Here is a 22,875-nt window from a genome sequence, read left to right as displayed (position 1 = left end):
GTCCATGCCACGCCGCCACGACATCGACGCCCTGCGCGTACTCGCCTTCGCCCTGCTCATCCTGTATCACACCGCCATGGCCTACGTGGACGGCTGGGGGTTCCATCTCAAGAGCGATCACACCGCCGAGTGGCTGCAATGGCCGATGCTGCTGGTCAACCGCTGGCGGATGCAGCTGTTGTTTCTGCTCTCGGGCATCGCCATCGCCTTGATGCGGCCGGAGACACGCATCGTGCGCTTTGCCGTGCTGCGCTCGTGGCGGTTGCTGCTGCCGCTGGTGTTCGGGATGTGGGTGGTGGTGCCGATCCAACCCTACTGCGAGGCATTGACCAACGGCCGCATCGAGCCCGGCTTCGGCGCGTTCCTGCTGCGCTACTGGCAGATGCCGGCCTGGCCGCAGGACAGCTTTGCCGGCTGGCAGCTGCGCATCACCTGGAACCACCTGTGGTACCTGGCCTACCTATGGGTCTACACGCTGGTGCTGGCCTTGCTGATGCCGGTGCTGGATACCGCTGCCGTGCATCGCGCCGTGGAGCGCTTCGCCCGTGCGCCGGCGCCGCTGCTGATCGGGGTGCCCAGCCTGCTCTCCTTCGGCTGGGTGGCCTGGCTCGATCCCCGGTTCCCGTCCACCAACCTGCTGTTCGGCGATTGGTACCAGCACGCCAAGTACGGCACGGTATTCCTGGCCGGCTACCTGCTTGCCCGCGCCACCCCGTTCTGGGCGCGCGTGGTCGAGCTGCGCCGGACCACCCTGTGGGTGGCGATCATTGCCGCGAGCTGGTACTTCGGCATCCGCCTCCTGGGGCGGGTCTTGCCGGCCGATTCGGTGCTGCGGCAGTGGCCGGACAGTGTCTGGACGCTGCAGGTGATGGCCAGCCAGTCGCTGTACCTGTGGGCCGTGCTGCTGACCCTGCTCGGCTGGGCCAAGGTGTATCTGGATCGCCCGTTCCGCTGGCTGCCGTACTGCACCGAGGCGGTGTATCCCTGGTACATCCTGCACCAGAGCCTGATCATCGCGCTGCTGTTCTGGCTTAAACCGCTGCACCTGGGGCCATGGTGGGAGCCACTGCTGGTCCTGGCCGGAACCGTGGCGGGTTGCCTGCTGCTGCACGAAGGGCTGATCCGGCGCGTTGGCTGGCTGCGTCCACTGTTCGGACTGCGCCGGGAGCCGTTATCGTTGCCGGTCACGCGGGCGGTGGCCCGACACTGAGGAATACGGATGTTCCAGACCCATTGGCATGTGTGGCTGCAATCCTTCTTCGATGCCGCATGGATGTTGCCGCTGATGAACTTCGTCAGCGCGCTGGGCTACGAATGGGCGTACGTGCTGTTGATCGTGGTGTGCAGTTTCGGGGTGCGTCTGCGCGCGGGGTTGGGCATCATGCTGGCAGTACTGCTGATGTCGATGGCCACGCACGCGATCAAGCAGGGTGCCGCCCTGCCCCGCCCCAGCGATGTCGACATCCACGTGCTGGACAAGGGCCGGCCGGACCACGCGCTGGTCGCCGATGGCGCTGCCGGATCGTTCTGGTCGTTGCCGGCCAATCAGGCGATTGCCTCCCTGCGCGCGCAGCCGGATCCGGACTACGGATTCATCAGCGGTCATGTGGGGGTGGCGACGGCTGCCATGACGGCCGGGGTGCTGTGCTTCGGTATCCGCAGTGCTGGCTGGCGAATCGCGCTGCTGATCGGCTGGCCATTGCTGATGGCGCTGTCTCGGATGTACCTGGGGCGGCATTTCCTGTCCGATGTGCTGGGCGGCTGGCTGGTCGGGATGGCCTTGGGCTGGCTTGCCTGGCAGTGCCTGCCAGCGCCCGCGCGCCGTAATCGAACCCGCCACCTCATCCTCGCCACCCTCGGCGTCGGCGTGACGGCAGCGGCGCTGACGACCGCGTTCGTCCCGGCAGACAGCGCGGGGCGGTATCTGGGGCTGCTGCTGGTCTTCGCCTTCCTGCACTGGCGCGGCTGGCCGCTGGATCCGTACACACCGTGGCAGCGGATCGGGCGCGTCATGGCCGTCATCGGGCTGTATCTCGTCATCAGCCCCGTGCTGGAGGCAGTCGCCGTCGCACTGGCACTCCCTGACGCAGCGGTGGTGGAGGTGGTGTTCAATGCCATCGGCAACGCGGCGATCTTCATGGGCGGCATTGCCCTGGCCGGGTACTGGCCGCAGGCGGCGCGCAGCCTGCCTCGGGCCACCGCCGTCAAATAAAGGGCGGCGGCCCTCACGGGGTCCGCTTGCGGGTGCTTACTTCACCTCGAACTCCCCGACCAGCACCGTCTCCGCGCGGTCCTTCAACCGCAGCGTGACCTGCTGGTCGCGCTGGTCGCGGCTGCCCCATCGGGTGCTCAGGCGCAGCATCAAGGTGGTGGCACCGGTGACCAGCTGCTCGCGGCTGCCGAAGTAGTTCGCTTCGATCCGGTAGATGCCCGGCTTGGCATCGCGCACCGAGAACTGCTCCGGGCCATAGCCGCCGGTGAAGTCCTGCGACATCTGCCCGCCCTGGTAGGTCAGCCGGTTGCCGTAGTAGGCGCGCTCGCCATTGGGATCGGTGACCCACAGGTCCATGTCGCTGTTGTCGCTGTCCCAGCTCAGCACCACGCGCAGGTCCAGCGGCATCGCACGGCGCAGGCGTGGATCGATGGCCGAGGCATCCACACGCTCGCGCACGATCAGCCGGGTCAGTTCGTCCAGCGCGATCAGCGAGATGCCGTCGAACCGCCCATCCCACGGGCGCACCACGACTTCGTAGAGCGCATCCACCGCCGCCTGGTACTGCCCGGCCGCTTCCAGGGCCAGGCCCAGGTCACGGAAACTCTGCGGCTCTTCCTCGCCCATCGCCAGCACCTGGCGGAACACCGGCACCGCCAGCGCCGGCGCCTTGGCCTGCATCAGGCGATAGCCGAGCACGCGCAGCACGTGGCGATTCTCAAGCTGCATCTCGGCCAGGTTGGAGAGCACGCGCAGGGCCAGCTCCCGCTGTCCGCTGGCCAGCAGCAGATCGGCCACGTCCAGATAGAACGCGCTGCTGCCGGCGTGCTGTTCGCGCTCCTGCAGGTACAGCGGATACAGCTGCGCCGGCGTGGCATCGCGCAGGCGGCGTGCATACGCCGAATCCGGTGCCCACGGCGCGAGCGTCAGTGTGATCTGGCCATTGTTGGCCCTGGGTGCCGATTTGGCGCGGCGCTCGGGGGTGGCCTCCGCCTCATCGGCAACCGCCGAGGCGGTCAGCTCTACACGGTCCAGCGCCATCGGCGCCGCAGGTGCCGGCGGTGGCGCGGCCATCGCCATGGCCACCGGCGCGGCGACAGCGTGCACGTCCGGCTTGGGCTGCGGCGGCGTATCTTTCGGCCAGCGGGTATTCCACCACTGCTCGCGCTCGGCGAACTGGCGGGCGATGCCATCCAGGCGGCGCTTCCGCTCGGTTGCCACGTCGGCCACCGTCAACGCATGGCGCTGGTCGTAGGCCGCGCGCAGCGGAGCCGGCGGGCGGATGCCATAGCGCAGATAGTCCTCCAGCGTCTCCAGGACCAGCAGCGATGTATCGGCCGTCACGATCCCGAACTGCCGGGCCAGCGCCTTGGTCTCCGGCGCCCCGGCGGGGGCCGCCGCCAGTGCTGCCAACCGGTCATTCGCCCACGCGTGAGCGACCAGGCCGCCGTCGACCGCACGCGCGTTCGCGACGTTGAGCGTAACCGGCTGCGGACCGCTGTCGCCACCACGCAGGGACAGCAGCACCGTCGCATCGGGACGCAGCACGCGGCCGGTGACGCGAATCCAGCCCTGCGCAGCCCGCGAGGCATCCACGCTCACGTCCTCCACGCCACGTGCCAGCACATCGCTCACTTCGGCGGGCTGCAGCAGCAGCAGCGGCATCACCGCCTCCACCTCCGCCTCGCTGCCCAGCTGCAGCAGCTGACCATGATGGGCGCTGGTCCACGCACGAAGGCGCGGCGCGTCGGTCTTCGCACCGGCGCTGCTCAATGCATACAGGCGCTGATCGGGCGACAGGGTGGGCAACGCCTGGCGGCCATAGTTGGCCAGGCCATCGCTGACCAGCAGGTACTCGCCGATGGTGCGGTTCGGCGTCCAGTCGCCCAGCGCACTGGCGCCATCGTGGGGCAGCGCCAACAGATACTCGCGCAGCGCCGACCAGTCGCCCCGGGTGATCGGGAACTCACGCGGCGCTTCGCTGCGGTCACGCAGCACCGTCAGCTGGACCTGACCCGAGCCGAACGCCTGGAAATAGCGGTCCAGCACGGCCAGCTCAGCCGCACGGTTGCGCGTACCGGCCGAACCGGAGGCATCCCAGAGCAGACCGATGCGCGCAGGCAGGACGCGCGCGGCGGTCTGGGTGCGGACCGGCACGCTGGCCAGCAGATAGCGCTGCCCATCCTGCAGCCCCGTGACCACGTCAGTGCTGCGCGCGAGCGGCAGGCTCCATTGCAGTTGGGCAGGCAGGTCCGCGCCCCGCCCCTGCCACTGCGCCGCGTAGGCATCGGTCTTCAACGTGAACGCGAGTGGATTCACGCCCACGGGCATCGGCTGGCCGGTGCCGCTGGTCTCCAACCGCAGCGTCAGTTGCTCGGCCTGGCGTGCGAAGGACACCGGCAGTGACCAGTGCAGACCCTGCGGCACGAGCGGCAGGCTGTCACGCAGCACCAGCCGCACACGCCGCTCGCCACGCGCCGGGATGGGATACAGGCGCAGCCGGAACTGGTTGCCGGCGGTCTGTTCCAGCAGGCCCGGATCAACCTGGCGACGTTCGATCGCCTCGAAGACCTGGCGTCCCTGCGCCTTGGGTACCGGCACCGCATCGCGAAGCGTGCCATCGATATCCAGTGCGAAACCGGCCACCTGCTGGCCGTAGGCCAACGGGAATTCCAGCTGCCCTTCCAGCACGCGCGCATTGGGATTGTGGAAGGTCAATTCGATCGTGGTTTCGCCGAGCCCTGCCACGACGCGGCTGTCGATGTGGGCCTCGGTCAACCGCACCGGCACCTCGGCACCGGCGACCTGCAGGATGGGTGGGCGTGGCGAGGGAAAACGCCGTGGCTGTGCGTGGGCGCTGGGCAGCTGCCAGCACAGCAGCGCGAGCAGACCGATACTGCGCAGTGCGAGTCCCATGTGACGCTCCTGATCCGATGACCCTCCATTGAACGCGCCGCGATCCACAACGGGGTTGAGCGGTGGCAATCGCCTGTTCCGGTCATGGACGCCTCATCCGCGCTGGGCCAAGATCGCTCTCCACGGATTGATGGACCAAGGATGCCGCATGCGCCTGTTGTTGACCGCCCCGTTGTTGATGGGGCTCGCCCTGCCCGGTTACGCCGCCGCCCCCATCGAGGGCGTGACGTTCACCCACCACGACTGGACGCTGGCCTGCGACAACACCCGCACCTGCCGCGCCGCCGGTTATCAGGCCGATGACAATGGCGGCGACCCGGTCTCGATCCTGCTCACCCGCGCGGGCGGGCCGGATCAACCGGTGCAGGCGGAACTGATGCTCGGCCAGTACGACGACAATACCGCCACCAAGCGGCTCAGCCTGCGTATCAATGGCACCTCGCTGGGCCCGATGCAGTTCGATGCCGCCGAGGGCACCGCCACCTTTTCCGCGAAGCAACTCGCTGCCCTGCTCGCTTCGCTGGCACGCAACAGCCGCATCGAGCTGATGGGCGACGATGGCGCGCGCTGGACGGTTTCCGATCAGGGCGCCTCGGCCGTGCTGTTGAAGATGGATGCGTTCCAGGGCCGCCTCGGCACACCCGGCGCGCTGATGCGCAAGGGCACGCAGGCCGAATCCTCGGTGCCGCCCGCACTGCCGGTGCCGGTCGTGCAGCTGGGCACGCCGGTGGCCACCCGCCCGGCGGATACGGCGCTCGCCGCGTCGCCCGCGCTGCGCGCCGCGCTGGCGGCGGTGACGTCGGCCGACGACTGCGAAGCGTTGGGCGCCGGCGGCAGCCTGTCACCGGACGGCGAACCCGAAGCGCTGACCGTACAGCGGCTCAGTGCCGACAAGCTGCTGGTGTCGCTGAGTTGCTGGCGCGGGGCCTACAACACCGGCGACGGCTACTGGGTGATCAATGACCGCGCGCCGTACCAGCCGCGGCTGGTCACCACGGCAGCCGTGGGGGATGAGGTGCGCACCATCCAGGAGGCGCAGAAGGGCCGTGGCCTCGGCGACTGCTGGTCCACCACCACGTGGGGCTGGACCGGCTCGCAGTTCGTGAAGACGGCCGATTCCAGCACTGGATTGTGCCGCCTTGTTGCCGCCGGTGGCGCCTGGGAGATGCCGACGCTGGTGACCGAAGTACAGGAGTAGCGATCGCATCTGCAATACCCGACGTCGCCGTGACCGACCCTGACTGACCAGAGGGAACCGAATCGTACTCGTTGCATGGCCGTCGCGCTCGCCAGCAGGGACACTGTGAACCCCCGCACAGGACCCCCACGATGCGCCTGCTCGCCAGCCAGCCGACCCTTGCCCTGCTGCTCTGCTTTCTTTCTTCGCCTACTGCTCTGGCTGCCCCGCCCATCAAAGGCATCGCCGTTGACCACGGTGATTGGACTCTGGCCTGCGACAACACCCGGACATGCCGTGCCGCAGGTTATCAGCCTGACGATGGCGAGCATGCACCGGTATCGGTGCTGCTGACCCGGCGGGCGGGCCCGGACCAGCGGGTGAAGGCCGAGCTCATGGTTGGCCAGCTCGGCGAAATCAAGCTGCCCCTGCGGCTGTCGCTGCAGATCGACGACGCCAGGTTGGGCCCGCTGAGGTACAACGCAGCCGATGGCACCGCCACGTTGTTGCCTGCGCAGGTCAGCGCCATGCTCACGGCACTGATGGGCAACAGCCGCATCGCGCTGATCGGCGACGACGGCAGACGCTGGACGCTGTCTGGTCGCGGCGCTTCGGCGGTGCTGTTGAAGTTGGATGAATTCCAGGGACGGATCGGCACGCCCGGCGCGCTCGTGCGGAAAGGCACGAAAGCCGAGAGCACGGTACTGCCCGCCGTGTCGATGCCAATCATGAAACTGACCAACATAGTCGCCACGCGACCGGCTGACAAAGCGCTGGCCTCGTCGGCCGCGCTGCGCGAAGCGTTGATTGCAACCATCTCGGCCGACGATTGCGAAGCCCTGCAACCGACATGGAACGACACCTCCAATGAAGGCCCTCAAGAAATGAAGGTGCAGCGTCTGAGCGCAGACAAGCTGCTGGTATCGCATCTGTGCTGGCGGGGCGCCTACAACAGGGGTGACGGATATTGGGTGATCAACGACCGCCCCCCGTACCGCCCCAGGTTGGTCACTAACTCGGGCAGCGGCGACAACGTGCGCTCCATCGAAGAATGGCACAGGGGCCGCGGCCTGGCCGACTGCATTTACTCCACTACATGGAGCTGGATCGGCACCCGCTTCGTACAGACAGCGGTGGCCAGTTCTGGACTGTGCCGATCAATCACGCTTGGCGGCCCATGGAATCTGCCGACCCTGGTGACCAAGGTGCAGCAGTAAGATGCGCGGCTGTTCATTTCCTTGCGGTCGAGGACCGATCAGCTGTGGGGCGCAACAACCACTGCCACGAATGCCCGCTGGACACCCTCCAAACGCGCATGCGGCAGGCCCAGCGCAACGGGGTTGCCACCGCGCGGAAGGATGCGCCGGTCATGTACGCCTCAGCGCGGGTGGGCAAAGATCACGCTCCCAAGCCCTCATGCTCCAAGGATGCCGCATGCGTTCGTTGCCTCCCAGCCGCTTGATGTTCGTCCCCCTGCTGCTGGCCGGCGCAGTGCCCGTCCAAGCCGCCGATGCGCTCACCGGCATGCGGTTCGATCACCACGACTGGACCATCGCCTGCGACAACACTCGCACCTGCCGTGCAGCCGGCTACCAAGCTGACAATGGCGACCGGGAGCCGCTTTCGGTGCTGCTTACCCGGGCGGGCGGCCCGAACCAGGCGGTCACCGCCGAACTGATGCTGGGCGTGTACGACGAAAGCACGCCGCCGGTTAAGCCGCGCCTGCGCATCAACGGGCAGGATCTGGGCGCGGTAGCTGAGACCGGTGCCGGGCCGTTGAGTGCCGCACAGACCGCCGCCCTGCTCAAAGCGCTGACCCGCGACAGCACGATCCTCGTCGTGAGCGCCGATAAACGCCAGTGGCAGCTCTCAGACCGTGGCGCCTCGGCGGTACTGCTGAAGATGGACGAGTTCCAGGGCAGGCTCCACACGCCCGGGGCGCTGCTGCGCAAGGGCAATCGCCCCGAGGCGACGGTGCTGCCGGCGGTGCCGGTGCCCGTGGTCAGGCAGGCCGCCCTGGTCGCTACGCGTCCCGGCGATGCCGCGCTGGCCGGAAGTGCGGCACTGCGCGCGGCCCTGAAAACCTCCCTGGCACCGGACGCCTGCGATGTCCTGGTGAGCGGCGAGCGCGTCGAACCGCTGACGGTACGCCGCCTCAGCGCGGACAAGCTGCTTGTTTCCACGCAGTGCTGGATGGGTGCCTACAACGTGGGCGAGGGCTACTGGGTCACCAACGATCGTGCGCCGTTCAACCCGCAACTGGTGACCACGAGCGGCAGCGATGAAGACGAAGGCAGCATCCACGCCGCGCACAAGATCCGCGGCCTGGGTGACTGCTGGTCGAGCGATAGCTGGACCTGGGATGGCCGCCGGTTCGTACATACCGCCGATGCCACCACCGGGATGTGCCGGCTGGTCGCGGCCGGCGGCGCCTGGGACATGCCGATCCTGGTGACCCGGGTCGTCAAGTAAGTCGCGCCCGCGTGGAACGGCGGGCTCAGGCGTCGGCATAGAGCATTGGAACGACCCCCTTCCCGTCGCTCGGCTCTGTGTGCCACCGAGCAGGTGGAGCTGCAGGAACGATGCCCCGACCTGTTCTTCGACGAACGCGACCACCCTCTGACCGTACGCAGATTAAGCGGCAGCAAACTGCTGGTTTCCGCCCAATGCTGGATAAGGGGGCAAAACGCAGGGTTCGGCTATTGGATGGTCAACCACCGCGCGCCCTATCAGGCTGCTCTGGTCACTATATCGGCCGACGAAAGTATTGGGGCAAGCCACATTTTTGCATCACAGAGGAATGTTGCTGGCGACTGTTTATCGGCTAAGAGCTGGGCGTGGGATGGCAAGGATTTTGTCCCCACATCGGCGTTGACTACCGGCCTGTGCCGCCTTGTCACCCTTGGCGGACCATGGCAGATGCCGACACTGGTGACCCGTGTGCTGAAGTAAGTGCCTGGTCTGCCCGCTGCCCTGTCATCGGGCAGTGGTCAGCCCGTGCCAGGGAATCACCTTGGCGGACGCGGCATCCTGAAAGGGAAGGTCTGGCTTAGCAGCTGCTCCAACGAGTCATACAACAACTCGGTTTCTCCAGTCTCGTGGAGATACAGATGAAGTACCCCTTCGGCTGTCATCAAAACCGGGTTGCCGGTCCCGTCATCCGATATGACGTAGGCGTCGCGCCACTGTTCTCCGGCACTTTCCAGATAGTTGTCTCGAAACCGCTCGGTCAGCTCAGTGACTGTTTCATTGCCGATAAGAGAGCCATTGTTGAAAGCGTGGATCTCGATACCGCCAAATGCACCCCCAAACGCCTTGATGAACTGGATGTAGTCAGCATTGAACTTGACACCAAGTGTCTGTTCCGCGGTCTCGATCTCAGAATCGGTGGCAGGCAAGCCATAAAGATCCCCGTCCCCCGTCATGATATCCAGGGTGATCATGTCCATTAACTGGTGATCCACTTTGAACGCACTCGATTCCGCTTTCGTTGGTTCAGATCCTAATTGGTCCAGCACAGCAAGTACTGCCCCGCTGCGCCAGAAGTTGACGCAATCGGCACGGACGTTCGGCGCTCCCCCCTGAAGTCAGAGAACAGGCATGCGCCTCACGCATCCGCGCAGTGCTCCACAATCAACTGGATCGCCCCACCGCCCCGGTAATCATCGCTGACCAGCCGGTAGGCGATATGCACCTGGTTGGCCGGCGCATTGCCGGTCCAGCCGCTGAAGTGGATGGCGCTGATCGGCTCGGCACGGCCGGGCACGCGCAGGCTCAGCTTGAGGTGTTTCTCTTTGAGCACCTGCCAGCGGGCTACCTGGAAGTGACCATCGAACAACGGCTCCGGGAAACCCTGCCCCCACGGCCCGGCCAGGCGCAGCGCCTCGGCATGGGCGAAATCCAGCTCCTGCGGCAGCAGCTCGCCGTCGGTGATCAGCAGCTGCTGCAGCGAGAGCGGGTCCAGCGTACGTTCCACCACCTCCACGAAGGCCTGCTCGAAGGCGGCCAGCTGCGCGTGCGGCAGGCTCAGGCCGGCGGCCATCGCATGCCCACCGAACTTGTCGATCAGGCCCGGGTGCGCCGCGTTGACCAGTGCCAGCGCGTCACGGATATGGAAGCCGGGGATCGAGCGCGCCGAGCCACGCAGCGAATCGCCACCTGGCTCTGAAGGCGCAAACGCAATCACCGGCCGATGCAGGCGATCTTTCATCTTCGACGCCACCAGCCCCACCACCCCCGGATGCCACTCGGCGTCGAACAGGCAGGCCGCAACCGGGCGCACGCCTTCGGCACTCAACACCGCACGGGACACGGCCAGTTCGGCGTCGTCGGTCATCAGCTGCTGAACCGCACGGCGCTCCGTATTGATCGATTCCAGCGTCGTGGCGATCTCACGCGCATGGGCGCGGTCTTCGGTGAGCAGCAGTTCGATGCCCAGCGCCATGTCTTCCAGCCGGCCGGCCGCATTCAAACGTGGGCCCAGCGCAAAACCGATGTCGCTGCCGGTCAAGCGCGAGGCATCGCGCCCGCTGGCTTCGATCAGCGCCTGCAGCCCGACGCAGCCCTTGCCGCTGCGCAGACGGCGCAGGCCCGCCGAGACCAGGGCGCGGTTGTTGTCATCCAGCGCCACCAGATCGGCGACGGTACCGACCGCGACCAGGTCGAGCAGGGTCAGCAGGTCCGGCTCCGGGGCCGTGGCGTAGGCGCCCTGCCCGCGCAGGTGGCGGCGCAGCGCCATCAATACATAGAAAATCACCCCGACGCCGGCCAGTGCCTTGCTCGGGAAGGCATCGCCGCTGATGTTGGGGTCCACGATCGCATCGGCCGGCGGCAGGTGCTCGCCGGGCAGATGATGATCGGTCACCAGTACTTTCCAGCCCAGCGCCTTGGCCGCGTTGACGCCGGCGTGGCAGGCGATGCCATGGTCGACCGTGACCAGCAGCCCGGGATTGAGCGGGGCCAGTTCGGCCACCAGTGACGGCGACAGCCCATAGCCGTGCAGCATGCGGTTGGGCACGGCGTGCACCACATCGCGCGCGCCGAGCATGCGCAGGCCGCGCACGCCAACTGCACAGGCCGTGGCGCCGTCGCAGTCGAAATCACCGACGATCAGGATGCGTTCGTTGTTGGCGATCGCATCGGCCAGCAGCGTTACCGCAGCCTGCATGCTGCCGAGCAGGTCCGGCGCATGCAGCTGGGCCAGTTTCGGCTGGGCCTGTGCGGCATCCGTGACGCCGCGGGCGGCATACAGGCGCTGCAGCAACGGCAACATGGACGAGGGCCACTCGCTGACGGCGGCGGCAGGACGGCGCTGGATACGGGGTGCTTCAGACTGGGTCAAAACAGGCTCGATCAATGACGTGCGCGCCCATGATACCGCCCTGGTACCGGTAGAGCCGACCGCTGGCCGGCTGCCGTTCGACGCACTCAGAGCGCGTGCAGTTGCACCGGCTTCTTCCAGAACCGCCAGCGCTGGGCCTTGTCGATCTCCACGCGGGTGCCGTCCTCGAAATCCAGCACCAGCCGCTTCAACTCCCCGCGCGCGATCGCCGCCAGCAACGGGCGGATCGCATCGTTGCCCAGCTGTTCCAGCGAACGCAGCTGGCGCAGATCCACCAGCGCATCCACGGTCTGCTCGCCGTCGGCCTGCAGGCCCGCGGCCTTGGCCAGTGCCTGCAGCAGCGCATCGCGGCTGCGGACCTGGGCATGCGCGGTGGTCACACGTTCGGGCAGCTCACCGCCGCCCCAGAACCACAGCGAATTGATCGCGCGCTTGCCCTCGCTCACGCGCTGCTGGTTCCACGCATGCTGGTGCAGCACCACCTGCGCTTCGGTCAGCAGGGCGCGCCAGCGGCGGCCGGCATCGCCTTCGGGCAGATGGGCGAACAGATCATCGCCGAGCACTTCATCCGGCTCGGCAAAGGCTGGCAGGGTCGTGCCCGGCGGAAGACGCAGGTACCAGCGCGACGGCACCGGGGCATCCAGCACGAAACCGAACCCGGCAAACAACGGCTGCAACGCCGGCAGCAGATGCATTACATCGGCCAGTTCGGGGCGCAGGGTATCCCCGTGCCCCATCAGGCGGGCGCCGTGCATGTCCGGCACCACGTTGGCCGGATCGGCCCGCAGCCAGACCGCGCCATCGGCATCGCCGACGTCCAACTGGCGGGTCAGGGCTGCGGCCGACCACGCGTCCGGCTGCGTCTGGAAATGCCGACGCAGCTGGGCGCGCTCGCCCGCATCGGCACTGCGGCGTTCGGCACGCCCCAGCGCCTTGGCGACGTCATCGGGCAGCGGCGCCGCCGGAAACCGGCTGCGCGCCGGCAGCAACAACGTCGCCGTGGCCATCGCGGTCAGTCCAGGTACTGGACGCTGACGATTTCGTACTCGCGCTGGCCGGCCGGCGCGTCGATGGTGACCGCATCGCCTTCCAGCTTGCCGATCAGGGCACGCGCCAGCGGCGAGGAGATCGCGATCAGGCCCAGCTTGATGTCCGCTTCCAGGTCGCCAACGATCTGGTAGCGCTTTTCTTCATCACTCTCCACGTCCGACAACTCGACCGTGGCGCCGAACACCACCTTGCTGCCGGCGTTGAGCTTGGTGATGTCGATGATCTCGGCATGCGAAAGCTCGCCTTCCAGCTGCTTGATGCGGCCTTCGATGAAGCCCTGCTCTTCGCGCGCGGCGTGGTACTCGGCGTTCTCCTTGAGATCGCCGTGCTCACGGGCCTCGGCGATCGCCGCGATGACCTTCGGGCGCTTAACCGACTTCAGGTGGTCAAGCTCTTCGCGCAGACGCTGCGCGCCCTTCAGGGTGATCGGTGCTCTCATGCGTTCAACTCCTTGTGCAGTTCCTGCAGGGACCAGACCGGGCCGGTCCCGCGGAATTCCAGTGATTGCACCAGCGCCTTGGCGCCGGCAATGGTGGTCGAATAGGTGACGCGATGCTGCAGCGCCTCGCGACGGATCGAGAACGAGTCGTTGATCGCCGCGCGACCTTCGGTCGTGTTGACGATGTAGACGATCTCGCCGTTCTTGATCGAATCGACGATGTGCGGACGGCCTTCGACGACCTTGTTGACGATCTCGCAGTCCATGCCGTGCTGCTGCAGCCACGCGGCGGTGCCACGGGTGGCGACCAGGGTGTAGCCACGCTCGAGCAGGGCCTGGGCCACCGGCAGGACGCGCTTCTTGTCCGGATCACGGACCGAGACGAAGGCCTTGCCCAGCGGCGGGGCCTTGATGCCACCGGCTTCCTGCGCACGCGCGAAGGCGGCGCTGAAGCTGCGGCCCACGCCCATCACCTCACCGGTGGAGCGCATCTCCGGCCCGAGGATCGGGTCGACGCCCTGGAACTTGGCGAACGGGAAGATCGCTTCCTTGACCGAGTAGTAGCCCGGCACGATTTCCTTGGTGGCGCCCTGCTCGGCCAGCGTCTTGCCGGCCATGCAGCGCGCGGCGATCTTGGCCAGCGGCATGCCGGTGGCCTTGGAGACGAACGGCACGGTGCGCGAGGCACGCGGGTTCACTTCCAGCAGGTACACGATGTCCTCGCCGTTCTCGCCGGCCTGGATGGCGAACTGGGTGTTCATCAGGCCGACCACGTTCAGGGCCTTGGCCAGCTCCACCACCTGGCGGCGCAGCTCGGCCTGGGTTTCAGCTGACAGCGAGTACGGCGGCAGCGAGCAGGACGAATCGCCCGAATGCACGCCGGCTTCTTCGATGTGCTCCATCACGCCGCCGATCAGTACGTTGCCGTCCTTGTCGGCAATGATGTCCACGTCCACTTCCACGGCATTGTCCAGGAAGCGGTCCAGCAGCACGGGCGAATCGTTGGACACCTTCACCGCGTCACGCACGTAGCGGGCCAGGTCGGATTCGCCGTACACGATTTCCATCGCGCGGCCGCCCAGCACGTAGCTCGGGCGCACCACCAGCGGGTAGCCGATTTCGCGCGCCAGCAGCAGCGCTTCCTGGTCGTTGCGGGCGATGCGGTTCGGCGGCTGCTTCAGGCCGAGCTTCTCGACCAGCTGCTGGAAACGCTCGCGGTCTTCGGCCAGATCGATGGAGTCCGGCGAGGTGCCGATCACCGGCACGCCGTTGGCTTCCAGCGCGCGCGCCAGCTTCAGCGGGGTCTGGCCGCCGTACTGCACGATCACGCCCTTGGGCTGTTCCAGCTCGACGATCTCCAGCACGTCTTCCAGCGTCAGCGGCTCGAAGTACAGACGGTCGGAGGTGTCGTAATCGGTGGAGACGGTTTCCGGGTTGCAGTTGACCATGATGGTTTCAAAGCCATCATCGCGCAGCGCCAGCGCGGCGTGCACGCAGCAGTAGTCGAACTCGATGCCCTGGCCGATGCGGTTCGGACCGCCGCCCAGGATCATGATCTTGTCGCGGTTGCTCGGGGCCGCTTCGCACTCGTCCTCGTAGGTCGAGTACAGGTAGGCGGTGCTGGTGGCGAACTCGGCGGCGCACGAATCCACGCGCTTGTACACCGGGCGCACCTTGTGGGCACGACGCAGCGCGCGCACGGCCGCTTCGTTGGTGCCGGTCAGTTCGGCCAGGCGGGCGTCGGAGAAACCGGCGCGCTTGAGCTTGCGCAGGCGTGCGGCATCCAGTGCATCGATGCCGTCGGCGGCCACCTCGGCCTCGGCCTGGATGATCTCTTCGATCTGGTCCAGGAACCACGGGTCGATGTGCGACAGCGCGAAGACCTCTTCCACGCTGAAGCCGGCGCGGAACGCATCACCCACGAAGAACAGGCGCTCCGGGCCCGGGGCCTTCAGCTCGCGCTTGAGGGTGGTGATGTCGTCTTCGTTGGCCAGGTCCAGGCCGGTCGGGTCCAGCCCGATCTTGCCGGTTTCCAGGCCACGCAGCGCCTTCTGCAGCGACTCCTGGAAGGTGCGGCCCATCGCCATCACCTCGCCCACCGACTTCATCTGGGTGGTCAGGCGTGCGTCGGCGGCCGGGAACTTCTCGAAGGCGAAGCGCGGGATCTTGGTGACGACATAGTCGATCGACGGCTCGAACGAGGCCGGGGTCAGGCCACCGGTGATCTCGTTCTTCAATTCGTCCAGGGTGTAACCCACGGCCAGCTTGGCCGCGACCTTGGCGATCGGGAAGCCGGTGGCCTTGGAGGCCAGCGCCGAGGAACGCGACACGCGCGGGTTCATTTCGATCACCACCACGCGGCCGGTGGTCGGGCTGATGCCGAACTGCACGTTCGAGCCGCCGGTGTCCACGCCGATCTTGCGCAGCACGGCGATGGAGGCATCGCGCAGGCGCTGGTATTCCTTGTCGGTCAGGGTCTGGGCCGGGGCCACGGTGATCGAGTCACCGGTGTGCACGCCCATCGGGTCCAGGTTCTCGATCGAGCAGACGATGATGCAGTTGTCGGCGGTGTCGCGCACCACCTCCATCTCGAATTCCTTCCAGCCCAGCACCGACTCTTCCACCAGCACTTCGGTGGTCGGCGACAGCTCCAGGCCGCGGGTCACGATATCGACCAGCTCTTCGCGGTTGTAGGCGATGCCGCCACCGCTGCCGCCCAGGGTGAAGCTGGGGCGGATGATGGTCGGGTAGCCGACGCGGGTCTGGATCTCGATCGCTTCTTCCAGCGTGTGCGCCACCGCGGCGGACGGGCACTCCAGGCCGATCTCACCCATGGCCACGCGGAACAGCTCGCGGTCTTCGGCCATGCGGATGGCGTCGCGCTTGGCGCCGATCAGCTCGACGTTGTACTTCTCCAGCACGCCGTTGTCGGCCAGGTCCAGCGCGCAGTTCAGCGCGGTCTGGCCACCCATGGTCGGCAGCAGCGCGTCGGGCTTTTCCTTGGCGATGATCTTCTCGACCGTCTGCCAGTTGATCGGCTCGATGTAGACGGCGTCGGCCATCTCCGGGTCGGTCATGATCGTGGCCGGATTGCTGTTGACCAGCACCACGCGGTAACCCTCGTCGCGCAGTGCCTTGCAGGCCTGCGCGCCAGAGTAGTCGAACTCACAGGCCTGGCCGATGACGATCGGGCCAGCACCGATGATGAGGATGGTTTTAAGGTCAGTGCGCTTGGGCATTGTCTTCTCTAAGTCTGGACAGCGAGGCAGATGGGGGTGATCGCACGCTGTCGATCAGGAAATATCGTCGGGGTTCAGCGCGATCCGGCACTGGTCCTGCAGTCCTTTGGCCAGCTGCACGCCGATGTCGTCGGGCAGCTCCGATTCGATGTCGAGCGTGGCGATGAAGCGGGTGTAGGCCGGGCTGGCCAGGAACGCAGCCACTTCGGCGCGCTCGGCTTCACTCAGATCCACGTTGGACTTTTCGGCGATCGTCGATGGATTCGCAGCGGCGAAGGCCGAGGAGAGGCTCTTGCCCCCGGGGGTGCCCAGGAAGCGCGACCACTCCGCGATCACCTCGTCGCCGTCGTTGCCGAGGCCGGAGATCACCGAACGACGGAACTGTGCGTCGAGCAGACTCTTGATCGGCGCATGCGCGCACTGGCGATCGGTCTCGGGCAGCGCATTGAGCGCGGGCACGTTGTCGACCATCAGCTTGGCCATGTCCGTGCCCAGCGTGCCCAGGCCCAGCGACTGGACCACCGCCCGCACCTCCGCATCCGTGGCCGGTGCGGCCTGGGCCACACCGGTGAAGCACAACAGCGACAGCAGCAGCACGGGGCTGCGCATCACGCCTTGGCCTCGGCCATCAGGGTCACGAAGCGGTCGAACAGCGGACCGACGTCATGCGGGCCCGGCGAGGCTTCCGGATGGCCCTGGAACGAGAACGCCGGCACGTCGGTGCGGGCGATGCCCTGGTTGGTGCCGTCGAACAGCGAGCGGTGGGTCACGCGCAGGGTGGCCGGCAGCGAGGCTTCATCCACCGCGAAGCCATGGTTCTGCGAGGTGATCATCACGCGGCCACCGTCCAGGTCCTGGACCGGGTGGTTGGCGCCGTGATGGCCGTGGCCCATCTTGACCGTCTTCGCACCGGAGGCCAGCGCCAGCAGCTGGTGACCCAGGCAGATGCCGAAGGTCGGCACCTTCTTCTCGAGGAAGGTCTTGATGGCGGCGATCGCGTAATCGCACGGTTCCGGGTCGCCCGGGCCGTTGGAGAGGAACACGCCGTCCGGGTTCATCGCCAGCACTTCGGCGGCCGGGGTCTGCGCCGGCACCACGGTCAGCTCGCAGCCGCGTTCGGCCAGCATGCGCAGGATGTTGAGCTTGGCGCCGAAGTCATAGGCCACCACCTTGAAGCGCGGTGCGGCGTTGACGAAGGCGTTGCTGTCCAGATCCAGCTGGCCCTCGGTCCAGGTGTAGCGCTTGTCGGTGCTGACCACTTTGGCCAGATCCATGCCCTTCAGGCCGGGGAACGTGCGGGCCGCTTCCAGCGCCGTTTCCACGCTCAGGCCTTCGCCGGCCATCAGCGCACCGTTCTGGGCGCCGCGCTCGCGCAGGATGCGCGTCAGCTTGCGGGTATCGATCCCGGAGATGGCGACCACGCCGCGCTGGATCAGCCAATCCTGCAGCGACACCTGGCTGCGCCAGTTGCTCGGGCGGCGCGGCACATCGCGCACGATCAGGCCGGCCGACCACACCTTGGCCGCTTCGTCGTCCTGGTCGGTCATGCCGGTATTGCCGATATGCGGGTAGGTCAGCGTGACCATCTGCCGGGCGTAGGAAGGATCGGTCAACACTTCCTGATAGCCGGTCATGGCGGTGTTGAACACCACCTCACCAACGGACAGGCCGGGCGCGCCTACGGATTCGCCCTCGAATACGGTGCCGTCTTCGAGGACGAGGATTGCGGCTTGGGTCACGGAAATCTCACTTTGGCTACCGAGGGGTCGCCGAAGTCACGCCTGCGCTTCACGAAAAAGCGGCTGCAAAAAAGCGCGGACTGCGGTTCTGGACCGGTCCGGCTGTCGTGATTCGGCGAGCGGGAATTGTAAAGGGAAGCCGGGTTCGACGCCAGTATCCGCGTGCAATTGCCCTATTCAGCCCGACAGAGGGCATGGCGCCGGTTCAGGCGCCTGCCCAAGCTGGCCGGGCGGGCCCCATTCAGACGGCGGGCGGCGGGGTGGCGCCATCCAGCAGGTCTCGGACCCGATAGCTGCCCGGCGCGCGGCCCGGCAGCTGGGCGGCGGCAAACAGCGCGCCACGGGCGAAGATGTCGCGGTTGGTGGCGCGGTGGGTCAGCTCGATGCGCTCGCCCAGCCCGGTGAACTGCACCAGGTGCTCGCCCACGATGTCCCCGGCACGCAGGCTGGCGTAGTGCGGGTGCGCCCCGCCCTTCTCCGCTGCGGCGCCCAGGGTCAGGGCGGTACCGGAAGGCGCATCCTTCTTCTGGGTGTGGTGGGATTCGACGATATCGCAGTCCCAGCCGGCCAGCGCCGCTGCGGCCCGCTCCACCAGTTCATCCAGCACCGCCACGCCCAGGCTGAAGTTCGAGGCCCAGACCAGTGGAATCCGGCCCGCCGCCTGGATCAGTGCCTGGCGCTGCGTCTCGCTGATGCCGGTGGTGCCGGACACGAAGCCGGCACCGCGCTCCACGCACAGCGCCAGCACCGGATCAAAGCCCTCGGGCAGGCTGAAATCGATGGCGACATCGAACTGGGGCGCGCCGGCCAGCTCGCTGCTGGCGAAATGCGGCACGCCGTCCACCACGCGCTGGGCAGGCGAGCGGCGGGTGACCGCGGCCACGACCTGCAGGGCGGGATTGTCGGCGGCAAGACGGAGCAGCGCCTGGCCCATGCGGCCGGAGGCACCGTGGATGAGCAAACGTAGGGGAGTGGTAGTCATGCACGCAGGCTAGCGGGTGGTGGTGAGGCTGCACAAGAGGTTTTGGCGTGGCCCTGCCCTGGCGGCTCAGTGCTGCTTCGGTGGCGTCGGCCCACAACTGTCGCAGCCGCCACACGCACCACCGCCACCCGTGGCAGGTGGCGCGATCTTCCGGCCCAGCGCCTGCAGCCAGGCGGCGCGCTGCGGCTTCACCAGCCCCAGCGCGATCGCCCCGCGCGCCTTGCGCACGGTGCCGGGGAACTGCTTCTTCATCACCACCCACGCGCTGACCAGCACGGCCAGCGCGATCACGGCGTACTGCAGCAGCAGGCCGGTCTCCATCAGCCGCCGCCCAGTGCCACGGTCACCTGGTAGGTGATCAGCGAGGCGATGTACGCGGCCGCGAACAGGTAGAAGGTGGCGAAGCCCATCTGCTTCCACGAGTTGGTTTCGCGCTTGATCGTGGCCAGCGTCGAAATGCACATCGGCGCGTAGATGTACCAGACCAGCAGCGAAAGCGCGGTGGCCAGCGACCAGCCATCGCTGATCAGCGGGGTCAGCGCCTGGCTGGCGGCATCGTCATCGGCGGCCGACAGTGCGTAGACCGTGGCCAGCGAGGCGACCGCGACTTCACGCGCGGCCAGGCCCGGAATCAGCGCGATGCAGATCTGCCAGTTGAACCCCAGCGGCGCGAAGAACACCGCCATCGCATGGCCGATCTGACCGGCGAAGCTGTAGTCGATCGCCGGCATGGTCGCGTTCTCGGGCGCGCCCGGGAAGGACAGCAGGAACCACAGCAGGATGGTCAGCGCCAGGATGATGCCGCCCACGCGCTTGAGGAAGATCATGCCGCGCTCGTACAGGCCCACCGCCAGATCACGCGGGTGCGGGATGCGGTAGGACGGCAGTTCCAGCATCAACGGATGCTCGCTCTTGTCGCGGCGCCACTTCTTCATGGTCCAGGACATCAGCAGCGCGCTGAGAATGCCGGCCGCATACAACCCGAACAGCACCAGGCCCTGCTGGTTGAACACGCCCCAGATCTGCTTCTGCGGGATGAAGGCGCCGATCAGCAGCGCATACACCGGCAGGCGCGCCGAACAGGTCATCAGCGGCGCGACCAGGATCGTGGCCAGCCGGTCGCGCGGGTCCTGGATGCTGCGGGTGGACATGATGCCCGGCACCGCGCAGGCGAAGCTGGACAGCAACGGGATGAACGAACGGCCGGACAGGCCGGCCGCGGCCATCATGCGGTCCAGCAGGAAGGCCGCGCGCGGCAGGTAACCGGATTCTTCCAGCGCCAGGATGAAGGCGAACAGGATCAGGATCTGCGGCAGGAACACGATCACCCCGCCGACGCCAGCGATGATGCCGTCGGTGAGCAGGCTGTTGAGCGGGCCCTCGGGCAGCGCGCCGCCGATCCAGCCCCCCAGCGCGGCCGTGCCGGCCTCGATCAGGTCCATCACCGGCGTGGCCCAGGCATACACCGCCTGGAAGATCAGGAACATCACCACCGCCAGGGTCAGCAGCCCGAACACCGGGTGCAGCAGCCAGCGGTCCAGCGCGTCGTCGATCTTCGCCGTCCGCGTCGGCATGCTGACCGAGGCGGCGAGGATGTCACGCACCTGCGCGTGGTAGTCGGCCTGCGCCGCGGGCACCGCCACCGGGGCCTGCAGGTGCGGCACCATCGCATCCAGGCGCTCCACCAGCCTGGCCGCGCCGTTGCGGCGCACCGCCACGGTCTCGACCACCGGCACGCCCAGCGCCTGTTCCAGCGCCTGGACGTCGATCTTGATGCCACGCCGCTCGGCCGCATCGACCATGTTCAGCGCCACGATCATCGGCTTGCCCAGCTCGCGCAGTTCCAGCGCGAAGCGCAGGTGCAGGCGCAGGTTGGTCGCATCGATCACGCACAGCAGCACGTCCGGGGCGGCCTCGCCCGGGTAGAAGCCCCGGCACAGGTCCCGGGTGATCGCCTCGTCCAGGCTGGCCGGCTGCAGGCTGTAGGCGCCCGGCAGATCGAGGACGGCGAATTCGCGGCCGGACGGCGCGCGCAGGCGGCCTTCCTTGCGCTCCACGGTTACGCCGGTGTAATTGGCTACTTTCTGGCGGCTGCCGGTCAGCTGGTTGAACAGCGCGGTCTTGCCGCTGTTCGGATTACCGACCAGGGCGATGCGCAGGGCGTTGGCGGCAGCGCTCATGCGCGGGCCTCCTGACCCTGCAGCGCGGTGACCACGATGCGGGCGGCCTCACTGCGGCGCAGGGCGAAGCGCGTGAACCCGACCTGCACCAGCAGCGGCTCGGCGCCGACCGGACCACGGGCTACCAGACGGACCTCTTCCCCTTTGACGAAGCCAAGCTCCTTCAGGCGGCGGGCGATCGCATCGTTTGCGTGTAGTTCCTGCACGGACTCCACCAGGGCGGAGCTGTACAGCGCCAGATCGGACAACGTCACGGAGCGCCTTCTCGATGATAGGAATGGTTATCAATTCTACCATCGCCGCGCCGCGTCATTGCCCGTGACCAACGGCCCGCTATGATCTGTACATGTATGGAGTAAACCCGCCCATGAGTGACGCATTACGGATTGAACGCAGCGCCTCGGTGCTGACCCTGTGGCTGAACCGCCCGACCCTGCACAATGCCTTCGACGCCTCGTTGATCGCCCAGCTGACCGCCGCACTGGAGGCCGCCGGACGCGACGACCATGTCCGCGCGGTGGTGCTGGCCGGGGAAGGCGCCTCCTTCTCGGCAGGTGCGGACATGCAGTGGATGCGTGGCATGGCCGCCGCCAGCGAGGAGGACAATCGCCAGGATTCGCTCGCCCTGGCCCGCCTGATGCGGACCCTGGACGAGCTGCCCAAGCCGACCATCGCCCGCGTGCAGGGTGCCGCCTTCGGTGGCGGGGTCGGCCTGGTGGCCTGCTGCGATATCGCCATCGCCAGCACCAGCGCCCGCTTCGGCCTGACCGAAAGCCGCCTGGGCCTGCTGCCGGCGGTGATCTCGCCCTATGTCATTGACGCGATCGGCCCGCGCCAGGCCCGCCGCTGGTTTGCCACCGGCGAGCATTTCGACGCCGAAACCGCCCTGCGCATCGGCCTGGTGCACCAGCTGATCGAGCCGGAACGGATCGACGAAGCCGTCCAGCGCCAGCTCGGCCTGCTCGACAAGGCCGGCCCGGTGGCCTCGGCCTCGGCCAAGGACCTGGTCCGGCGCGTGGCGCTGGGCCGCGACCGGGACGCCACCGACCGCGACAACGCGGCGCTGATCGCCCGCCTGCGGGTCTCGGCCGAAGGCCAGGAAGGCCTCGGGGCCTTCCTCGACAAGCGTTCCCCGCATTGGGTCACCCAGGACTGAGGACAGCGTCATGCTCGACCATATAGGCATCCGCTGCGCCGACTTCGGGCGCAGCCTGGCGTTCTTCCAGCAGGCCCTGGCGCCGCTGGGCATCACCGTGGTGATGCAGGTCTCGGCCGCCCAGACCGGCGAGCATGACCACGCCGGCTTCGGCCGTAGCGGTAAACCGGACTTCTGGATCAGCAACGCCCCCGGCGCCCATGGCGGCGTGCACCTGGCCTTCAGCGCGACCCGGCGGGCCGACGTGGACGCCTTCCACCGTGCGGCACTGGCGGCCGGTGGCACCGACAATGGCGCCCCGGGCATCCGCGAGCATTACCACCCCGATTATTACGGGGCGTTCGTGCTCGATCCGGACGGCAACAACATCGAAGCGGTCTGCCACCACCCCGGCTGACCGCGTACGCCGGCGGGATGGCCGCTTTGTCGCCCATCCCGCGTATC

20 protein-coding genes are annotated in these 22,875 nt (G+C 67.4%); 8 read left to right on the top strand and 12 right to left on the bottom strand.

Translation table 11 applies throughout. The annotated features are described in order from the left end of the window. Positions 1-4: 4 nt before the first annotated feature. Together OC373_RS08935 and OC373_RS08930 are read left to right on the top strand one after the other, a co-directional pair. Entirely contained in the window at positions 5-1,210 is a 1,206-nt protein-coding gene (locus OC373_RS08935; protein WP_070427296.1) for an acyltransferase family protein, read from the top strand. A 9-nt stretch (positions 1,211-1,219) separates the two neighbouring features. Continuing rightward, positions 1,220-2,212 (top strand): phosphatase PAP2 family protein, encoded by a 993-nt coding sequence (locus tag OC373_RS08930; RefSeq protein ID WP_261997520.1) that lies wholly within the window; start codon positions 1,220-1,222, stop codon positions 2,210-2,212. Between the two features lie 36 nt (positions 2,213-2,248). Here the strand turns inward: OC373_RS08930 and OC373_RS08925 are convergent, their stop codons facing one another. After that, the gene (locus OC373_RS08925) at positions 2,249-5,128 is read right to left on the bottom strand and encodes a VIT domain-containing protein (RefSeq protein WP_261997519.1); all 2,880 of its coding nucleotides are present in this window, start codon (positions 5,126-5,128) and stop codon (positions 2,249-2,251) included. 148 nt (positions 5,129-5,276) lie between these two features. Here OC373_RS08925 and OC373_RS08920 point away from each other — a divergent pair, with 148 nt between their 5' ends. The 4 genes from OC373_RS08920 to OC373_RS08905 all read left to right on the top strand — a co-directional run bounded on the left by OC373_RS08920 (position 5,277) and on the right by OC373_RS08905 (position 9,257). Further along, a complete protein-coding gene (locus OC373_RS08920; protein WP_261997518.1) occupies positions 5,277-6,326 on the top strand; it encodes a DUF1176 domain-containing protein in 1,050 nt (349 codons plus the stop codon). A gap of 131 nt (positions 6,327-6,457) precedes the next feature. Next, positions 6,458-7,522 (top strand): DUF1176 domain-containing protein, encoded by a 1,065-nt coding sequence (locus OC373_RS08915; RefSeq protein WP_261997517.1) that lies wholly within the window; start codon positions 6,458-6,460, stop codon positions 7,520-7,522. A gap of 244 nt (positions 7,523-7,766) precedes the next feature. Continuing rightward, positions 7,767-8,777, top strand: coding sequence for a DUF1176 domain-containing protein (locus OC373_RS08910; RefSeq protein WP_156785825.1), 1,011 nt, complete (start codon positions 7,767-7,769; stop codon positions 8,775-8,777). 93 nt (positions 8,778-8,870) lie between these two features. Continuing rightward, positions 8,871-9,257 carry a DUF1176 domain-containing protein gene (locus tag OC373_RS08905; protein ID WP_323054049.1) on the top strand — a complete coding sequence of 129 codons (387 nt, stop codon included), beginning with the start codon at positions 8,871-8,873 and terminating at the stop codon, positions 9,255-9,257. A gap of 56 nt (positions 9,258-9,313) precedes the next feature. Here OC373_RS08905 and OC373_RS08900 read toward each other — a convergent pair whose 3' ends face one another. From OC373_RS08900 to OC373_RS08850, 11 genes are all read right to left on the bottom strand, one after another. Next, a complete protein-coding gene (locus OC373_RS08900) occupies positions 9,314-9,754 on the bottom strand; it encodes an SMI1/KNR4 family protein (RefSeq protein ID WP_070427292.1) in 441 nt (146 codons plus the stop codon). A gap of 158 nt (positions 9,755-9,912) precedes the next feature. Beyond that, the gene (gene recJ / locus OC373_RS08895; RefSeq protein WP_261997565.1) at positions 9,913-11,577 is read right to left on the bottom strand and encodes a single-stranded-DNA-specific exonuclease RecJ; all 1,665 of its coding nucleotides are present in this window, start codon (positions 11,575-11,577) and stop codon (positions 9,913-9,915) included. Between the two features lie 155 nt (positions 11,578-11,732). Then, a complete protein-coding gene (locus OC373_RS08890) occupies positions 11,733-12,653 on the bottom strand; it encodes a phosphoglycerate mutase (protein WP_261997515.1) in 921 nt (306 codons plus the stop codon). A 5-nt stretch (positions 12,654-12,658) separates the two neighbouring features. Beyond that, positions 12,659-13,123, bottom strand: coding sequence for a transcription elongation factor GreA (gene greA, locus OC373_RS08885; RefSeq protein ID WP_026069738.1), 465 nt, complete (start codon positions 13,121-13,123; stop codon positions 12,659-12,661). 8 nt (positions 13,124-13,131) lie between these two features. After that, entirely contained in the window at positions 13,132-16,374 is a 3,243-nt protein-coding gene (gene carB, locus OC373_RS08880) for a carbamoyl-phosphate synthase large subunit (protein WP_019182957.1), read from the bottom strand. A 54-nt stretch (positions 16,375-16,428) separates the two neighbouring features. Then, complete coding sequence (locus tag OC373_RS08875; protein ID WP_139146366.1) at positions 16,429-16,986, bottom strand: hypothetical protein; 558 nt, start codon at positions 16,984-16,986, stop codon at positions 16,429-16,431. Beyond that, positions 16,983-18,113 carry a glutamine-hydrolyzing carbamoyl-phosphate synthase small subunit gene (carA, locus tag OC373_RS08870; RefSeq protein WP_019182959.1) on the bottom strand — a complete coding sequence of 377 codons (1,131 nt, stop codon included), beginning with the start codon at positions 18,111-18,113 and terminating at the stop codon, positions 16,983-16,985. Before carA ends, OC373_RS08875 begins: the two co-directional genes overlap by 4 nt. A 241-nt stretch (positions 18,114-18,354) precedes the next feature. Further along, on the bottom strand, positions 18,355-19,095 hold the full coding sequence (gene dapB, locus OC373_RS08865) for a 4-hydroxy-tetrahydrodipicolinate reductase (protein WP_026069739.1): 741 nt from the start codon (positions 19,093-19,095) through the stop codon (positions 18,355-18,357). Between the two features lie 66 nt (positions 19,096-19,161). After that, positions 19,162-19,416, bottom strand: coding sequence for a DUF6587 family protein (locus tag OC373_RS08860; RefSeq protein WP_070427290.1), 255 nt, complete (start codon positions 19,414-19,416; stop codon positions 19,162-19,164). Then, positions 19,416-21,275, bottom strand: a complete 1,860-nt coding sequence (locus OC373_RS08855) for a ferrous iron transporter B (RefSeq protein WP_070427289.1) — start codon at positions 21,273-21,275, stop codon at positions 19,416-19,418. Before OC373_RS08855 ends, OC373_RS08860 begins: the two co-directional genes overlap by 1 nt. Further along, the gene (locus OC373_RS08850) at positions 21,272-21,529 is read right to left on the bottom strand and encodes a FeoA family protein (RefSeq protein ID WP_019182966.1); all 258 of its coding nucleotides are present in this window, start codon (positions 21,527-21,529) and stop codon (positions 21,272-21,274) included. Before OC373_RS08850 ends, OC373_RS08855 begins: the two co-directional genes overlap by 4 nt. 113 nt (positions 21,530-21,642) lie before the next feature. On the opposite strand from OC373_RS08850, the gene OC373_RS08845 reads away from it, so the two are divergent. Beyond that, positions 21,643-22,431 carry an enoyl-CoA hydratase-related protein gene (locus OC373_RS08845; protein ID WP_019182967.1) on the top strand — a complete coding sequence of 263 codons (789 nt, stop codon included), beginning with the start codon at positions 21,643-21,645 and terminating at the stop codon, positions 22,429-22,431. 10 nt (positions 22,432-22,441) lie between these two features. Continuing rightward, positions 22,442-22,828: a VOC family protein gene (locus OC373_RS08840; protein WP_070427288.1), complete on the top strand. Its 387-nt coding sequence runs from the start codon at positions 22,442-22,444 to the stop codon at positions 22,826-22,828. The last annotated feature ends 47 nt before the right edge of the window (positions 22,829-22,875 follow it).

Origin of the sequence: Stenotrophomonas sp. Ste96 (genome assembly GCF_024519495.1) — a bacterium.
Taxonomy (GTDB): Bacteria; Pseudomonadota; Gammaproteobacteria; order Xanthomonadales; family Xanthomonadaceae; genus Stenotrophomonas; species Stenotrophomonas bentonitica_A.
Note: the sequence above shows the minus strand (reverse complement) of the source record. Positions and strands in the feature narration are given on the sequence as shown.

Excerpts from the sequence above, each read along its gene's own strand:
- OC373_RS08935 (WP_070427296.1), top strand. The coding sequence starts at position 5 with ATGCCACGCCGCCACGACATCGACGCCCTGCGCGTACTCGCCTTCGCC.
- OC373_RS08930 (WP_261997520.1), top strand. The coding sequence starts at position 1,220 with ATGTTCCAGACCCATTGGCATGTGTGGCTGCAATCCTTCTTCGATGCC.
- OC373_RS08925 (WP_261997519.1), bottom strand. The coding sequence starts at position 5,128 with ATGGGACTCGCACTGCGCAGTATCGGTCTGCTCGCGCTGCTGTGCTGG.
- OC373_RS08920 (WP_261997518.1), top strand. The coding sequence starts at position 5,277 with ATGCGCCTGTTGTTGACCGCCCCGTTGTTGATGGGGCTCGCCCTGCCC.
- OC373_RS08915 (WP_261997517.1), top strand. The coding sequence starts at position 6,458 with ATGCGCCTGCTCGCCAGCCAGCCGACCCTTGCCCTGCTGCTCTGCTTT.
- OC373_RS08910 (WP_156785825.1), top strand. The coding sequence starts at position 7,767 with ATGTTCGTCCCCCTGCTGCTGGCCGGCGCAGTGCCCGTCCAAGCCGCC.
- OC373_RS08900 (WP_070427292.1), bottom strand. The coding sequence starts at position 9,754 with ATGGACATGATCACCCTGGATATCATGACGGGGGACGGGGATCTTTAT.
- recJ (WP_261997565.1), bottom strand. The coding sequence starts at position 11,577 with ATGTTGCCGTTGCTGCAGCGCCTGTATGCCGCCCGCGGCGTCACGGAT.
- OC373_RS08890 (WP_261997515.1), bottom strand. The coding sequence starts at position 12,653 with ATGGCCACGGCGACGTTGTTGCTGCCGGCGCGCAGCCGGTTTCCGGCG.
- carB (WP_019182957.1), bottom strand. The coding sequence starts at position 16,374 with ATGCCCAAGCGCACTGACCTTAAAACCATCCTCATCATCGGTGCTGGC.
- dapB (WP_026069739.1), bottom strand. The coding sequence starts at position 19,095 with ATGACTACCACTCCCCTACGTTTGCTCATCCACGGTGCCTCCGGCCGC.
- OC373_RS08860 (WP_070427290.1), bottom strand. The coding sequence starts at position 19,416 with ATGGAGACCGGCCTGCTGCTGCAGTACGCCGTGATCGCGCTGGCCGTG.
- OC373_RS08855 (WP_070427289.1), bottom strand. The coding sequence starts at position 21,275 with ATGAGCGCTGCCGCCAACGCCCTGCGCATCGCCCTGGTCGGTAATCCG.
- OC373_RS08845 (WP_019182967.1), top strand. The coding sequence starts at position 21,643 with ATGAGTGACGCATTACGGATTGAACGCAGCGCCTCGGTGCTGACCCTG.
- OC373_RS08840 (WP_070427288.1), top strand. The coding sequence starts at position 22,442 with ATGCTCGACCATATAGGCATCCGCTGCGCCGACTTCGGGCGCAGCCTG.